This is a genomic window from Flavobacterium sp. GCM10023249 (assembly GCF_042653365.1).
Classification (GTDB): Bacteria; Bacteroidota; Bacteroidia; order Flavobacteriales; family Flavobacteriaceae; genus Flavobacterium.
Genome location: NZ_JBHSHZ010000021.1, coordinates 1 through 15,442, shown reverse-complemented (window position 1 = coordinate 15,442; position 15,442 = coordinate 1). Strand labels below are relative to the sequence as shown.

Here is a 15,442-nt window from a genome sequence, read left to right as displayed (position 1 = left end):
TGGTTAGTCAGTTGAATTTTCGGAATGTTTTTATTTTATTTTAATCGCTTGAATAAGTTTTTTAAATTCAACGATATTGGTTTCGTACTTGGATTGCGCCATTCCATTGAAAAATACCACGATATCATTTTTAATCAAAACAGCCATATAAGCAAGTTTCTCTTCGGATTTATGTTGAAAATAGACTTCAGCTATGAAGCTGTCATAACCATTTATGCTTTTCGCGTCGGTAGTTTTTATTTCTTTTTTGATGAACCCTTGTTGGACTAACTCATTGATCATATTGTCAATCAAACTTTCTTTCTTCATTGTAGTGTCAAAGGGATAAGTTGTAATCATCGCAATCGGATCGTTTCCGTAGGATTCTTTTTTTATACCATTTTCAGAAAATAGAAACATATTGGCTGATGCCTCAGTAAATTTGAATTTTGATGTGTTCGGATGTATTAAAAAATGACTGGCTGCAAACGGATCAACAACCATTTTCTTGTCATATTTCATAGTTAGTAAGGAATTCTTGATAGTTTGAAATTGTTCTTCTCTAAATTGACTAGGATAAAAAGCGTTCACCATTACCGAAAAAGTAGCATCACCAAAAACAATTTGTATGCCTTCCATGTTTTGATTCCCAACGATATGAGCAAATTTGGCTTTGAATCCATCTATTGTCAATTCTTTGAAATCTAAAACGGTCACCCCTCTCTTTTCAAATTCCAATCGCGTGTAGGTAGCAGTGTTGGACTCAAAATTACCACCAACCATGTCCATTACTTGAATTATTCCTTTATCGCCACCATCTAATCCGACAAAGTTTTTAGAAGGAGTAAATCCTTTCGGTGGAGAAATTAAAAGACGAGTACCTTTGATGTTGATGTAATCATTTATAGACTGATTCCCATAGCCTAATATACTCATTGAAAATAGGAAAAGTAACAGAAGTTTTGCTTTCATAAATCTAATATGCCTTTAAATAAAGAGTGGTTTTGTACATTGATAATCCCAAAAACCATACCCAAGAGGGCAAATATAGGGAAAGAAAAAAGTTTATTCTGCCGAAGAATGACGAAGCTTTACTTTTTCTACCAATTCAAATACTCCAAGTAATACCAAAGCAAGTAGAAAGCCTTGCGCAAAACATAAAAGAATAATCCCCAAAGGAGAATTCCACCAATCGTAATTTGCATGTTCTGATAAATAATCCCGGTGAAATGATACCATAGCAATAGTGAAAAACTCAAGCAAAACGCCTACTTTAATCAATAAAAAGACAAACAAGAGGTAGATTCTTTTGGTAGCCAATCTTTCGAAAAGTAAAGACAATGGAAGTAGTGTAGAGCAAAATAGCATCAACCAATAGGAAAACCAGTATGGACCGGTAGCACGAGTCAGAAAAGCGGATTCCTCGGTTGTTACGATTAAACGGTATACATAAAAAAGTAAGGTTACAATCGTATATACGATAACAAACCACCGAATGAAATTAATGACTTCTTTCGTTTTAAACCGATTTTTAAAAAAGACTTCTATTAAAACAAGGGTAAGTAACAGCGGAAACAAACAATAAATAATGTTGATATCTACTATTCTTAGTATTCGGTCGTATAAATCCATTCGGAAATTTGTAAGTGGTGTTAATGGAGAAACTATAATTTTGTAGTCTGATTTTTTTTGAAAACCACTTCAATAACTCCATATTTTCCTTTGTCACCATATTTTTCAATGGCTTGCTTGCTTTTTAGAACCGAAACGGATGCAATGCTTTCAGAATCAAGTTCATCTAATTCTTTTTTGGAAGCTACTTTACCGTCAATAATAATTAAAGGATCGTTGTTTTCCTGAGCATGCACAAAAATTGATGTAGTACTCATTTCCAGTGATGGTAACCATTGAGACGCATGCGCTTCTGTTGTATTGGAAGATAAAAATGCAACGACTATTAGAAGTACTGCAGTGGATAAATTTTTCATGGTTTTTTAGTTTTTGTTGATTCAAATATACAAATTGGAATCAGGGTAACAAAAAGAATCGCCATCCATGCCAATAATCACTATAATTTTCTTCGAAAGTTTGTAGTTCGTCCGATTTTGGTAAATTCTCTAAAGTCGCAAAAGTATTGTACTCTCTTTCGGTTTCAAATTCCTGTAACTTTCCCGAACCGATATCGTAAATAAAATAGTCATTTTTATAGGTATAGAAGAAACTGTCCAAATTCCCAAATACGGTATTGTTTTCTACTTTAAATCGTGTGAATTCAATGGTATTGGTGTTACTTCTATCTCCAGACAAGTGTGCATATCCATCCCAATTGATGTTGTTGATTGATTTATCCAAACTTATCGGAATTCGAGCACTATCTCCCAAGCCGTGGTATCCATAAGGAGTAAATAGATAGCATAATAGAAAACAGGAAATAGAAAACCAAAGACGCTTTTTAGATTGCATCCATTGGTCCAATCGAGAAGCGATTTTGTTCTTCAAAAAATAGAGGTATATCCAAAACAAAAGAGTTGCGTAGATATAGCCTAAAATGCCGATTTTTAACAATTCAAATAGAAAGTGACCGAATGATTCCATAGTTTGATGAATCTAGTGATTAGTACTGAAATAGTAGGTTGAGGTTTGAATACTAATTTGAGAACAGGTATTGATTATACTAAGCCATATAAAATCCAACTTTGAAGTGCTAAAATAGGCTACGGAACCAAAAATCAATTGTGTGAGAAATGGTAGTAGCAATAAGAGGATAGCGATGGGAAATAAATCCATTTAAAAAGGGAGATTGAAATTTTACTTTTTGTTTTTAGAAGCTTTATTTTTCATTTTCCAAATAATAAAAATAGGATTTCAGTGCATAGGAATACCGACTCTGATCCGATGCCAATGTTTTAAACTCTCTTTTGATCACTTCTGTAAGGAGCGGTTGTAAAGGTTTTTTTTCAATTTTGGCACAGTTCAGTTTTACCCAAAGTAATTGGGAAGAATTCGGGAAATCACGTAATGCTTGTGCAAGTTCCGGATCATCAAACCTGTTTTGGTCTGCTTTGCCTAAAAAGTAGCTTATGGCAAAGCGTTCATCTTTGTAATTTGTCCATCCCAATCGGTCAATCGCAGGATCAACTTTGCCTTTTACAGTCGCTTGTAAATAAGCATAAATGTTTAAAATATCGACGTCTTTTGTTTTTTCTGCCAATTGTAGTAATTCATTGCCACGATGCTCATAAAAATCACGTTCGGAAAGTATTTTTTTTAGAAAACATATTCTGAGTAAATCGGAAGTGATTTTTCCATTGGCAGGTAAAGGATAATTACCAATGATAAGCTTATTTTCAGTAAAAAGTGATTGTAATTTGTCGCTCTCGCTACTGGATTTTGAAACCTTTTTAATTGTCACATAGGCTTGAAGTGTTTTGTAATCAACACCGTTTTGGTCCAACTTATTTTTTGCTAAAAGCAGATCTTCCTTTAAAAAATTCTCTTGAACATTGGAATTCCACCAATCCAATTCCCAAGTCATATCAAGTGAAATTAACGGGTAAAAGGCTTGAAGGTTTCCTTTTTCAATTTCCTTTCGGTAGTTGTTGCGTAATTTTAACTGATCGGCTCTTCCGTAAACGGTTTGAATGGCAAAGTCATAACCAACATGATTGTTGGCATGATTCCCTTTTTTCCAATGTGAAAGTGATTGGTCAATAGATTCCAAATTGATATAACAGTCAGCTAACCAAACATGAACCCTGTAATTATCAGGTTTTGCGCTACTGTATTGTTCATAAAGTTTTGCGGCTTCTGCAAAATCGCCCTTTCTGTGAAGTGCCAAAGCATATTCCAGGATGAAATAAATATTATTGGGATTGGATGTATACGCTTCTTTTTGCATCTGAAAGGATTGCTCTTTATCAATTTCGTAAAGTATGGTGCCTATAATATACTTCTCATATTCTTTTTTTGCACTTTGAGTTAAAGTATGTACACAGGCATCCAAATCGGAATTGACAAGACAACGTTGAAAAGTTGAAATGCTCGATTCCAGTTCTTTTTTGGCAGTTTCAATTTTGTCACGCTTGGTCTCTAAACTTTGCGCATTGCAATGAATTGAAATTACGGTCAATAGTAATAATAAGTAATGCTTCATTTGGTAGGCTTATACTGAGAATGATTTAGTAATGAATTACAGGACAGTGAAATTGGGTTGATATTCCGATACATTTATGGATACTTGTCTTTATGGAAGGCAATAACTTTTTCGGCATACTCCAAAAAATCTTTTTTCATTTGATCCGTCACTCTGGAGAGTTTAAATCGGGAAAAATGTAAATCGGCAATTGCATCTAGTGTAAGTCCTTCAATATAATGCTGCCTGACAATATCTTCAATGATTTCGGATAAAGTCTCTTGATAAATTTCACCTCTTTTTTTAGCCTGTTGATTGCCGCCAATTAACTTCCATTGCTCCATTTTTGAAAGGCTAATTGTAAGATAACTGGAATCGACGGGTAGGGTAGTAACTGTGTCTTCATGCACTTTACCATTACCACTGCAATACGCACATTTGCCCGGAAGCCAATACAATTCTTTGTTTAGACGTTGGATGTCATTCAAATCGACATGGCCTTTTCCGAGACATCTCGGACATACAACTGTCGGTTTTTTGAAAATGCGTTGAAATAAATTCATAATAGATTTTGAGTAATGTTCGGTAGTATCGAACTCTCAGCAAAGGTAACTAAATGTAATTTAAAAGAATGTTTTTGAATTACTCCAATTTGAAACCCACTACCGATTCATAATCAAAAAAAAGAATCAATTCTTTTTCCTTTTTGAATTGAGAAAGAGCAATTTCAAATTCCAAAGTAGTGTCAGTGGATGTCGGTAATACATCGTAGTATTTTCCACCGCTTAGATAAGCTACGTTCTCTACTTTTTTCGGTGTTGCAAATCGGAATTTTATTTTTTGGTTTGAAGCTTTCTTCAAAATGCCATTTGTTGGTTCCAGGAGCTTGAAATCAAAATTATAATAAACGGGACCGTTAGAAAATTCCTGTTGTCCTATTTTTTCTTGTAAAAGAGTATCAGCATAACGTTCTGGATAATGCTTTTTGATAAACAAATAGGGGTCGCTAAAAAAATAAATAAAGTTGAGGTTTTTTTCAAAGCGGTTACTATAGGTTCCTGCACCCCAAGTGACATCAATTAAGTATTCCTTGTTTTCAACTGTAACTATGTTCCAGGCGTGATCCGGATAGAATTTTTCCCCAATATCATTAATACTCGTTTTTCCATCACCAGATACAACTCTTGACGTAATTTTTAATTCGTCACAAATAACTTTAAATAGTGCAGAATAGCCTTGACAGACGGCTTTCTTTTTAGATAATACTCTTGATGCAAGTGCGACTTCACTTTTTTGTAAAAGGAGTTCCATTTCTGCTTTGCTCTTATATTCGAATTGATATCCTTTGGATTCGGCAAAGTCATAGACTACATTATTTGCAATCCATGTATATACCGCTCTCACTTTTTCATAGTCGTTCGTAAAATCAGCATTAATTCGTTGTGCTAATTTTTGAGTGGAGCTGAAATGCTTAGGGTAGTTTAAAACCAAAGCGTCCACTTTTTTATAGTCTTGAGCCCAGCAGAATGAGGTTACAATAGCAAAGAGTAATAGAAATAAAGTGTTTTTTTTCATAATTTGGGTCGCATTTTTAGCTTACTAACCGGAAAGAAGCTCTCTTTTCGGAAATGATGAAGCCATAAAAAGCGCACATAAATCGTGCCAGACAAATGAATGAATTTGAACTTTGTTTTTTTATTTAGTACCAAAGTTGTGAACTTTAAATAAAGTTTTGGTGTTCAAAATACCGGTAAATTGACAATACAATCTATTAAGTATCTGTTCCTATTTCATCCCATTCTTCACCGTAAAAAGTAACCCAATTGATGGCATAGTGTCTTTCCATTATAACACTCAAAATTAAATTTGCAGGCATCGGCTGATTGTTTAGACTGGCGTCTCTTGTAGCCCAATGAAGTCTATAGGTCAAATCCGAAGCATCAAGAAGTTCACTTGTAGGTCGAATTATTGCATTTTCAATATATGCTTTGGGATCTGAAAATAATTCAGGTATTCGAGATACAATATCCTCTATTTCTATTTGTTCTGTGGGTAATTTTAGTTTGTCAACTTTACAGATGGTCCATAGTAACATCCATATCGCTTCCGAGCGCCAAAAAATATTTATGATTTCCTGTTCAGTTAGTACTTCCTTTTCAAATAATTCTTTTTCTTCTGGTGATACTTTGTCCCAAAGAGAATTCGATTTTAAAAAGGCAATAACATTTTCCCTTTCGTCTTCAATTTCGGACGCAAAACCCAAATAAACCAATACTAAAATTCGTTCCGCAATTTCTTGTGCGCTTCTTAATCTTACATCGCTTTCTTCTTCAATATACGGTAAATGTTCAAGTATTGGAATATTCAATGCCTTTAAATAGCTCTCATTTTGTTTTTTTCTTTGATAAGCCGTTTTTGGAGAATCCGCTTTAATGTTTTTTTTAAAAATGTCAAATAGTCGCATTGAGAATGAGTATGATTTTATAAGTTTTGGCTAAAATTGGCAAACTTTTCTTTGGTTTATATTTGTATTAAACAAAATGTGAGGATAAATTTATCCCATTTTACCATCGGATAATCTGGAAAAAAACAAAAATAATAAAATCATTGTAAAATGATTCCTACGAAGCGATTTCTCAGTATTGGAATGTTTTAGGATTGTGTAACATACCATTGTTATTGATAGGGAATATACATTTCTAATCGGTGTAGTTGCGAGAGCGAATAGAGGAACCAATACTAACTTTAATGGGCTTTCTATTTTTCGATAATTTGTCCAATTATAGGAGATTCTAAATGAATTGAATTTAAAAAGGTTGTTGCATCTTCAAGTACTGTGATTAATGCAATATTGTCATTTTCTTCCATTATTATGTCTTGGCCAGGCCTGCCAAATCGACCTCCCAGCTCAATTATTTTGGTGGTGATTTCTATTTCATGATATCGAAATCTAATGAAAATGTTCTTTTTCAGAATATCTTCTTTATTGGATAGGGATTTACCTGAAATGTATTTTCCGCTTAAAACTCTTCCGACTTTGATTTCAATTAGCTCGTGTATTTCAAATGTTCCGAGTAGTTTCATTGGTGTATTTAGGAAAGATTATTGTAGATACAATGAGTTAAGTTTTTGCTGGTAAAAATACTAAATTATGCTTTGTGAATTTATAAACAATGAAAATGAAGAATGTTTTTTGCTTGTAGGTTTTCATCTTCCTTTTAAGGTGAAAATTTAAGTTGCGAAATGTCTTTTATTAAATTAATCAAAGTTTTAGAGCGCATTTGGAAACACTATAATGAATGCAACGAGTTACGAACACGTTATGGATACTGTCGGATAACGTTGCGCTTTCAAAAAGCCTATTGTCAATAAGCAAAATTCTTTTTCCTCTGACGAACAGTTGTTCTCGATGTAATACTCCAGATACGTAGATTCGTCCGATTGGGTCAACCTATCAGGAGTTCCCAAAGTTGCCGTAATGGATTCCAGTGTTTGACTTTCAAGTTTCAATTCTGTTAATAAAATTTGTGTTTTTTCAACAGTTCGAATGCCTTTACACGCTTTTTTATCTATTTTCCATGCAGTAAGATAGTTGGATTCTTTGCTATGGCATGCAAAAAGAAGGAGGAATAAAAGGCCATTTAAAATCAAATGCTTTTTTTTCATTTCAAGGGATTTATAAAGTGGAATAAATGTGGTGTTAGCAATGGATCGGTTTGTAATAATTAACTAGAAGAGAAGTGCCCAAAGGAATATGCTTTCTATTCATAAGTAAATAAGTGAACAATATCTTTGTCTTCTGGTTGCGTATGATAGCGAACTGGATAATGGTTCTTTAGTTTTGACAGACTATCCATAAGATATTGAAATTCTTTTGGACTGCGGGTATCGATCCAATCCTGTTTGGCTTTTCTATATCCCTTTTTTATGTCTTGTGAAACCAAAAGCGTTTCTTGGGAAAGAAACTCCTGCTGAGCCATCAATTCACCGTTTTTGTATAATTTTAAAAAGCCATCGCAAGTTGTTCCACCACAATCTGCTCCTGGACCTAAGAGAAACCCAAACGGATTTTCCTTTAAAACGATTTCATCGTCGATAACAAATAGTGTTTTTTCGGCTTCATTCTGAACAACCATTAGCCAATCACCTTCATCAAAGTTGCTGTTGTTTAAAATAGCCTTGTCTTCAACGTTGCAACCCGAAAGGGTAAATACAATTAAAAGGACGAATAATATTGTTTTTAGGATTCCCATCTCACTTGGTTTGGTGTCGTTTACAACTAGGGTAAGTAGCCAATTTGTTATTACATATTTTTCTTTAGTAAAGCACAATCGATGCTTAGGAGTCATTTTTAGTATTTTACTTTTACGTCAATAGATGTTTGGCCAAAGCAATATCAGTTGAAGTCGCTTTGGTAATAGTCAAAAAATAGCGTAGCTGCCAACTTTGTGTTTTTACAGCTTGTTTATTTGTCGCAATGTCCCACGGTGGATACACTCTTATTCCACGTTTTCCTTCTTTGCCATTGTTGGTGATGATTCCATGTTCAATTAATACGGATTTCGGAAAAATAAATTGTCCAAAGTTGTCACCGCTTCGGGAGTTGATAATTATAAAATCCAGTGAATCAGTACTCTCAAATGGTGCTGTAATTCCTTCCTTGGTTCGTTTCCAAATTGTAACAAACTGTCCAGTTTTGGTAGGTGTAATTTTAGAAACACGAAATTGAATTATTTTTCCGTCAAGTTCAAAGGAGCTGGCAGCATACTCTATACTTTCTAAGTTGGCTTTCCAATTTTTAAAATGAAAGCCACAGGGATCGAAAACAAATTCTTTCGCAATTTGCAGATCGGATGGCATTGTATTTAGGCTTGTCAAAGTGATTTTTACGGTCATTGTTTTATCGATGTTTTTATATTGCTATTCGTTTGGAGTCAATAGGGGAGACTTACTTTTGATGCTCGATTTGATACTCTGATTTTTCAAAAATCTCCGCACATCCTTCATCACAATAATAGTCGTAGTTGTTCGTAACCGGAACGAATGAGATTCTTTTGGGGTTGTTGTTTTCAAAGAAAATACGATAAAACAGTTCTTTTTTGGGAAATACTATGTGAAGACGATTCTCATTTAACTCGTATGTTCCAATAGTGTTGAAGCTATCTTTTATAACAGTATCGGATTCAAAAATAAAGATCCGTCCCTTTTCTATTTTCAGCACATAATCTGTAGCGCCATTATTGCCATGGTATTCTTTTTCTTGCCATTTTCCAATTAATGAAAAATCAGCATGCTGAGCGATACCAAGGGAAGTGAAAAATAGGGCAATGTTAAATAGAATTATTTTTTTCATGAAATAGTATGCTGTATACTACGAAAGCCTTTTCAACAGAGACAAAATCAAAGATACTAAAAAACACTTCCTAAAATGACTGAGTTGAATTTCAAAAAATCCTATTGACTAGCCACTTTAATCGAATGATGTTACGAATTTAGAAATCAAAATTTTGCCAAGGTTTTCATCTTTGTAACACAAGACAGCTGTAAAAAGATGGTCGTTAATATAGGCAGTGTAAACTTCTTGAGTTAATATTAGTTGATTTGTTTGGGGATTGATGAGATGGACTTTTAAGTTGTAAAAATTGTGTATACCCAGTTTTAAGTTATTTTTTTGTATATCAATTTTGAATCCGTTTCGAGTATATGTTTCAGTAATAAGTTTACTAGAGAAATTTTTATGTTCTTCTAATGAAATTCTTTGTGTTCCTTCTAGTGACTGATATGTAGCATTAAAAGTAGTATACTTTTCTTTTTCAAACCCTATTAAATGGACAATTTCGTTGGATTTAATTTTTTTATAACTAGAGTTTTCTTTGATAGCAGTAATACCTTGGTCTTCCAATTGTTTTATTCTTTCTTGTGTAGAGATAGTAAACTCTGATGGAATTTCTATAGACCATTTAAATAAATTGCATTTAAATTTTCCGTTTTCTATTTTCCCATAATCTCGTGTTGAATCAGAAGTTTTGGAATTTGAATTGGATGAAGATATTTGGTGATTACTTTTTTGAGAAAAAATAGAATTTATTGAAATGAATAATAAAGTAAAGAAGAATTGGTGTTTCATTTGTGATTATTTAATTAATAAAAAACCTTATGTTTTCTGTTTTTTAGATTCAAAAAACATTCCCATTGAAATGAAGTTAATTTTAAAATTGTCTTGATTAACTCACCAACCCCATTTTTTTAAAACGTTGTTAGGTTAAATATTAGTTGGCTATGTAATAAAAATAAGTGTCATTTATTTTTTTAAACTTCAAAATTTGGAATAGAAAGTTATCTTCTTCCATTTTTCCCTCTTGATTAAAATAAAACCCGTAGGAATTATCAGTAAAACCATCAACTAAGTAAAAGATACCTTTGTTTGTTTTTTTTGCTGAATAAATATTCAATTCTTTGAGTAAATCTAAAATCTTAATTTGATTTTTTGAATAACTTTCTTTTAAATAACTCTCCACTTTATTTGAAATAGGAAATGGAGAATTTGAAGAAATAGAATACCCCCAATATTGATTGTTTTCTTTATAAAGATTATCAACTCTTTGTAGATTTTTTTGGGATAAGAATATTTCATTTTTACTTTCTAAAATATGCTTTGTTAGTTCCTCAATTTTTTTCAAGTTTTGGTTTAGGAAATTTCCATAGGAATTTGTTTCCTTAATTGCTTTGTTTAAAAGTTGATTTGGTTTTTCAATCGCATCCTGTTGGGTTACTTCATATTTACTTGAAAATGCCCCCCAAATGAAATTCGGAACCTCACTTGCACGATGAATAGTATCTAAAACCCAAACAGTTTCTCTTTTTAAAGGCCTTATGTCCCATTTAGAAAATGGTTTCGTGTTGGATAGAAAATCGTCTAATGAAATAGATCCTTTTTCAGTTGATGCTATTAAAAAATCAAATATTTCAAGGTCATATTTCTTATCCCTCTCAGGAAACTCTTGTCCATATCCAATTGAGATTACGAAAAAAATACAATAGAAAATAATAAGTCGTTGTTTTTTCATTTTAAATAAAGTTGTTTGGTATTACAGCCATTGGCTGGGGCAGTTTTTTAAATTAAAAAATTATTTCAAGATAAAAAGTAAATAGAAATACAAACACACAATAGTGCGAACATAAGGTCGTATTTCGGGCGTTTTAATTTTTGTACTCTAATTTTGTGGTGTCAATACCTTTAATGAGTAACCACAAACATAGAGATAATTCGCCTATGAAAATTGGAAGAGCAAGGTAAATGAATAGTGGATTAGCAAATCCTTTCGAAAGAAACATTGTAAAACTATTTATCAAGTAACAGAGCCCCGCTAATGCATAAGCTACTCCAATAATTACAGGTATTGCCTTAGTTTTGATAATGACATATCCCATTAAGATGCAATACAATCCAAAGAATACTAAACCAATACCATAACCCTGTGATTGAATATGTAAAGACAAAAGCGAAAGTGTGGCTAACTGGTTAGGTTGAAAAGTAGTCAAGTAAGTGTCATTGCTTAACAATAACAAAGGGGTAATTTGATTCAATAAATTGATGGCAATAATAGCCGTTTGAATAATGACTAATGCTAAAGCAATTTGCAGTATAATTTTAGTTGACTTTTTAAAGAAGTAATAGAGTATCAATATTGTGGGTATCCCAGCTACAAAATTGACAAGATCAGCCACAAAACCCAAACGATAAAGCATTTCATTTGTTCGAATATTATGTGCTGTTGCTAAAGCATCGTTGGCGACTCTCAATGATTGCCGAACAAAAACTTCAGAAAATAATCCTGTTGCTATTACAATTAAATAGCAAAAGCCTGCTATTCGGGCTAAATTTTTATCTGATATCATTTAATTGTCGGTTGATGTAATTGTGGTTTTTATACTCAATTTTAGCATGATTGCTAGTCTATCGCCGGTTTGAATCCACAGCGACTGCGTGGAACGATTATTTCTTGCTAAGATAAGATTTTCCAGCGGAAAATCGAACGTTGTTATTTATTGAATTGGAGCAATTGTGCCAAACCGTTGTTATGCACTGTGTTTTATATTTCAATTGCGCTTTGATTTTCAATTATCCATTTTTTTGCGACTTCAATAACAATTTCTTCAATATTTTCTTTCTTTGCATTATCCCAATAATGTGTGTATTTTTCACCATAATCAAAGTCACTCCAAGCCCAATGTAATAAGTAAAAATCAAAAATTTGTTTTTCATAATCTTTGCTTTGACAAAAAGTATAAACCATTCCCAAATTTTCTTTAACATTTATTGCTTTCGAAATTCTATTTATGTAATAACTACTGTAACATAGAATTGCCTTTTCTCCAGTTTTTATTGACATATTTAATTCTACCAATGACTTTTTTAAAAAATCAATTATTTCGAAATAATTTGTCGGCTTTGAAATTCCCGCTAAAATCAGCAAGTTTTCACTTTCATAGCCTAATTCTAACATTTCAGTCGCCCAATCTACGCAATCGTCGGTATTAAAATTTGGAATTTCTGAATATGAAATAACTTTATATGTTAATTCGCTTATTTTCATTTATGGATGTTTCTAAACATTGTGCATAACGTTTGGCTACTTGGCTTAGTTGCGGTCAAAGCGGGTTGATTATTTTCGGTTAATATAAAACTTTCTGCGTGATTTGATAGCTTAAATTTTATGAAAAATCAGCAATTGAGCCAAACGGCGGTTAGTGGCTGTCCTTTTTTAGTTAAAGTCATAAACATAAGTTTCAATTTCGTTTTCTATAAGTGTTTTACCTATTAACGGTTCAATTCTGTCCCAAGTTCCGCCAGCAAGTCCACAACCAATTCTTGGCATATGTACTGTTGCACTTTTGTTGATAGCGAATTTTCCGATTTTTTCAAGCCCTAACAAAATAGCTTCGTAACGAATTGGGGCATTACCATTTTCGTCTTTATTAATTTTATGTTGTCCAATTAAATTTGCAACCCAAAGCTCTTCTTCGACTTGCACAAATTGGACTTCTCCAAGGCCGAACTCGTCATTTGATTTAAACCATTGTCTATATTGCTGTTCAGGTTGTTTCCATCGTTTAGAAAGCGCCATTACAAAACCTTTTCCCCAACCACCAATGTCGTTACAAATATGAACAATAATCTTATTTCCTTTTGTCTGAGGATTTGTTGCGTCACCAATCACGTAATTTACTTTTGCCACTGAATTTCAAAGTCATTTTTAGTTATTGTAAAGTTTTCAAAATCAAAAAAGTCAAGAGGTTGATCAGCAAGAAATCCATAATCATCTTCAATAAATTGCTCACTATATTTTAAAGTTATTCCATTAGAATAGACTTCAACTTGTCTAATGACTACACCGTCCTGATTTGTTTCAAAGTAATAGTCACAAGTTCCCCAATTTGTGGATTGTTCTATTCGAGTTTCGTTAAAATGTCGTTTATAGTACTGTTTCGTCATAGGGTTGCCACTAACGTTTTCGGGCTTTGCGTTCGGGCCACAAAGTTTCAATTTATTACTAAAGTTTATTAGAAGAACAAAGCTCCAAGTTTACACGTCAGCCCGCCTGACGCAAAACCCGTGTTAGCAGCTGTAATTCTTCTCGCTTCTAATGTAATCTGTTTAATATTTGTTGCTGTTTTGTCGTTCTAATTGAATTTGTTCATAGTAAGTTGGGAACTCAGTTTCTACGTGTCGGTCAATCTCATTTGCTTGTTCTTGGAGAGTCAAAACAATTGTCCCTTCAAGTAAATACTCCCAAGATGGAAATTTGTCATTAAGCGGAACTCCTGTCCAATAGTTTACAATGTATTCGTCCTTCGGTTCGTCATAATATTTTTGAAGCCAATGATGGTCACATTTTGTAAGTTCCATATTATTTAAAATGTCTACTTCTACAATAAGTGGTCTTCCAAATGTTCCAACGAACATATTTTGCAGAACAGTTCTGCCATCAATGTCATTGTCTACAAGGTAAACGCAAGAAAGTCTACTTGATGAACCATAATTTATTTCACGTCTGCGTCTTTCAAATTCTATTTCCAAGTCAGCCTTCTTTACAACTATTTGTTCGTCTGCCGTCAATGGTCGTGAAAGTGTCCTATAAATTGATGCTTGATAAACAATAGCCATTCTTGGACTGGAAAGTCCGTCAATGTCAATGGGTCGGCAATTAATCAAGTTTTCTATTTCAAAATTTCTTGGGTTGGGTTTATTGTCGCTAGTAATAAGTTGGGTTGAAAATAGAGATTCAACTACACGTCTGGAACAAAAGTTAAAACACTTTAGTTGGTCGGAAAGGTCGAAGCAATGTAAATATTGTCCCATTTTAATTGTGTCGTTTTGGTTCACTTGGTGTCGTCATATTATAGCTGCTAACGTTTTGCAAATAGGCGCTCGCGATAGTGGCGCTTATTTGCTGTTATCAATATTTTCCTTCAATTCCGTTTTTCTTCCTAGTTTTCTTAATTTCCTTTTTATTTTCTTCTAAGTAAGCTATGAGTTTGTCATAATCAGCTAACCGATTCTCCTTTGCTTTTTGAAAGTCTTCTTGACTTACAAAAGCAATATCTGGGTATTGAACAAAGACCGTTAAACTATCAACAGTTGTTTTTACATCTTTTAAAGTGGCGATCCATTTATCCACATCTCCTCCCGCATAACCATTGATATATTCTCCCGCTAATTGGCTGAATGCGATAAATGCTTGTTTCAGCTCGAAAGGAGCCGAACCAATTCCACCAATTTTCTCTGAGTCAAGTGATTTTATAAATATTCCTGCTCGTAATTTCGCAGTATGGAACCAAAGAACAGACTCATCTTTTTAGCCTAAATCGTACAATCGTATTGCGTAAACAAATAAACTTTCGATGGAAATGGAATCCAATCTACTTTTAAATACCGAACCTAATGAATCACAATTTTCTGAATTTAACGACATTAACTCATTTTGATAATCGGTCGTGTTAATGCTCAGAGGGTCAAAATTATAAATTGGCGTCACATAAAGTGGAATTTGAGCTATAGTCTTATGTCCAAATACACTTAGGCAAAACATAAAGGAAATTAGAATTGTTGATTTCATTCTGTACTTAATTATTATTGATAACGTCCTGTGGCTTTGCGAGGTTGCGAACTTCGTAACCGCGGACTTTCTGCTAAGATAAAATTTCTTGCGGGAGAAAAATGTGATTTTTGCACATTTTTCGCAATCTCGCAAAACCACCTTAAGTTTACATTTTCTACATTTAGCTATTAATCAGAAAGAACAAAAGAGAGGAGTAAGGTTCTCGATA

General features: G+C 33.3%; 22 protein-coding genes. All 22 read right to left on the bottom strand.

The window, feature by feature from the left end:
• Positions 1–30 precede the first annotated feature (30 nt).
• On the bottom strand, positions 31–951 hold the full coding sequence (locus tag ACFO7M_RS15840) for a hypothetical protein (RefSeq protein WP_379736802.1): 921 nt from the start codon (positions 949–951) through the stop codon (positions 31–33).
• 93 nt (positions 952–1,044) lie between these two features.
• Positions 1,045–1,611 carry a hypothetical protein gene (locus ACFO7M_RS15835; RefSeq protein ID WP_379736800.1) on the bottom strand — a complete coding sequence of 189 codons (567 nt, stop codon included), beginning with the start codon at positions 1,609–1,611 and terminating at the stop codon, positions 1,045–1,047.
• Positions 1,612–1,643: 32 nt separating this feature from the next.
• Positions 1,644–1,967, bottom strand: coding sequence for a hypothetical protein (locus tag ACFO7M_RS15830; RefSeq protein ID WP_379736798.1), 324 nt, complete (start codon positions 1,965–1,967; stop codon positions 1,644–1,646).
• Between the two features lie 40 nt (positions 1,968–2,007).
• Positions 2,008–2,574: a hypothetical protein gene (locus tag ACFO7M_RS15825; RefSeq protein ID WP_379713215.1), complete on the bottom strand. Its 567-nt coding sequence runs from the start codon at positions 2,572–2,574 to the stop codon at positions 2,008–2,010.
• Positions 2,575–2,809: 235 nt separating this feature from the next.
• A complete protein-coding gene (locus ACFO7M_RS15820) occupies positions 2,810–4,132 on the bottom strand; it encodes a tetratricopeptide repeat protein (RefSeq protein WP_379736796.1) in 1,323 nt (440 codons plus the stop codon).
• 74 nt (positions 4,133–4,206) lie between these two features.
• Entirely contained in the window at positions 4,207–4,674 is a 468-nt protein-coding gene (locus ACFO7M_RS15815; RefSeq protein ID WP_379736794.1) for a hypothetical protein, read from the bottom strand.
• A gap of 79 nt (positions 4,675–4,753) precedes the next feature.
• Complete coding sequence (locus tag ACFO7M_RS15810; RefSeq protein WP_379736792.1) at positions 4,754–5,686, bottom strand: transglutaminase domain-containing protein; 933 nt, start codon at positions 5,684–5,686, stop codon at positions 4,754–4,756.
• A gap of 196 nt (positions 5,687–5,882) precedes the next feature.
• A complete protein-coding gene (locus ACFO7M_RS15805; RefSeq protein ID WP_379736790.1) occupies positions 5,883–6,575 on the bottom strand; it encodes a DUF4272 domain-containing protein in 693 nt (230 codons plus the stop codon).
• Positions 6,576–6,868: 293 nt separating this feature from the next.
• A complete protein-coding gene (locus ACFO7M_RS15800) occupies positions 6,869–7,195 on the bottom strand; it encodes a hypothetical protein (protein WP_379736788.1) in 327 nt (108 codons plus the stop codon).
• A 225-nt stretch (positions 7,196–7,420) separates the two neighbouring features.
• Positions 7,421–7,777, bottom strand: coding sequence for a hypothetical protein (locus ACFO7M_RS15795; RefSeq protein WP_379736787.1), 357 nt, complete (start codon positions 7,775–7,777; stop codon positions 7,421–7,423).
• Between the two features lie 95 nt (positions 7,778–7,872).
• Positions 7,873–8,460, bottom strand: a complete 588-nt coding sequence (locus tag ACFO7M_RS15790; protein WP_379736786.1) for a hypothetical protein — start codon at positions 8,458–8,460, stop codon at positions 7,873–7,875.
• Positions 8,461–8,476: 16 nt separating this feature from the next.
• On the bottom strand, positions 8,477–9,007 hold the full coding sequence (locus tag ACFO7M_RS15785) for a MepB family protein (RefSeq protein ID WP_379736784.1): 531 nt from the start codon (positions 9,005–9,007) through the stop codon (positions 8,477–8,479).
• A gap of 52 nt (positions 9,008–9,059) precedes the next feature.
• Complete coding sequence (locus ACFO7M_RS15780; protein WP_379736782.1) at positions 9,060–9,464, bottom strand: hypothetical protein; 405 nt, start codon at positions 9,462–9,464, stop codon at positions 9,060–9,062.
• 117 nt (positions 9,465–9,581) lie between these two features.
• Positions 9,582–10,238 (bottom strand): hypothetical protein, encoded by a 657-nt coding sequence (locus tag ACFO7M_RS15775; RefSeq protein WP_379736780.1) that lies wholly within the window; start codon positions 10,236–10,238, stop codon positions 9,582–9,584.
• A gap of 142 nt (positions 10,239–10,380) precedes the next feature.
• Entirely contained in the window at positions 10,381–11,178 is a 798-nt protein-coding gene (locus ACFO7M_RS15770) for a hypothetical protein (RefSeq protein ID WP_379736778.1), read from the bottom strand.
• 133 nt (positions 11,179–11,311) lie between these two features.
• Positions 11,312–12,010 carry a DUF4386 domain-containing protein gene (locus ACFO7M_RS15765; RefSeq protein ID WP_379736776.1) on the bottom strand — a complete coding sequence of 233 codons (699 nt, stop codon included), beginning with the start codon at positions 12,008–12,010 and terminating at the stop codon, positions 11,312–11,314.
• Positions 12,011–12,204: 194 nt separating this feature from the next.
• Positions 12,205–12,708, bottom strand: coding sequence for a hypothetical protein (locus tag ACFO7M_RS15760; protein ID WP_379736775.1), 504 nt, complete (start codon positions 12,706–12,708; stop codon positions 12,205–12,207).
• A gap of 168 nt (positions 12,709–12,876) precedes the next feature.
• Positions 12,877–13,350: an Appr-1-p processing protein gene (locus ACFO7M_RS15755; RefSeq protein WP_379736774.1), complete on the bottom strand. Its 474-nt coding sequence runs from the start codon at positions 13,348–13,350 to the stop codon at positions 12,877–12,879.
• The gene (locus tag ACFO7M_RS15750; RefSeq protein WP_379736772.1) at positions 13,338–13,607 is read right to left on the bottom strand and encodes a hypothetical protein; all 270 of its coding nucleotides are present in this window, start codon (positions 13,605–13,607) and stop codon (positions 13,338–13,340) included. Before ACFO7M_RS15750 ends, ACFO7M_RS15755 begins: the two co-directional genes overlap by 13 nt.
• Positions 13,608–13,769: 162 nt before the next feature.
• The gene (locus ACFO7M_RS15745) at positions 13,770–14,474 is read right to left on the bottom strand and encodes a hypothetical protein (RefSeq protein WP_379736770.1); all 705 of its coding nucleotides are present in this window, start codon (positions 14,472–14,474) and stop codon (positions 13,770–13,772) included.
• 97 nt (positions 14,475–14,571) lie between these two features.
• A complete protein-coding gene (locus ACFO7M_RS15740; protein ID WP_379736768.1) occupies positions 14,572–14,793 on the bottom strand; it encodes a hypothetical protein in 222 nt (73 codons plus the stop codon).
• Between the two features lie 177 nt (positions 14,794–14,970).
• On the bottom strand, positions 14,971–15,231 hold the full coding sequence (locus tag ACFO7M_RS15735) for a hypothetical protein (RefSeq protein ID WP_379736767.1): 261 nt from the start codon (positions 15,229–15,231) through the stop codon (positions 14,971–14,973).
• Positions 15,232–15,442 lie beyond the last annotated feature (211 nt).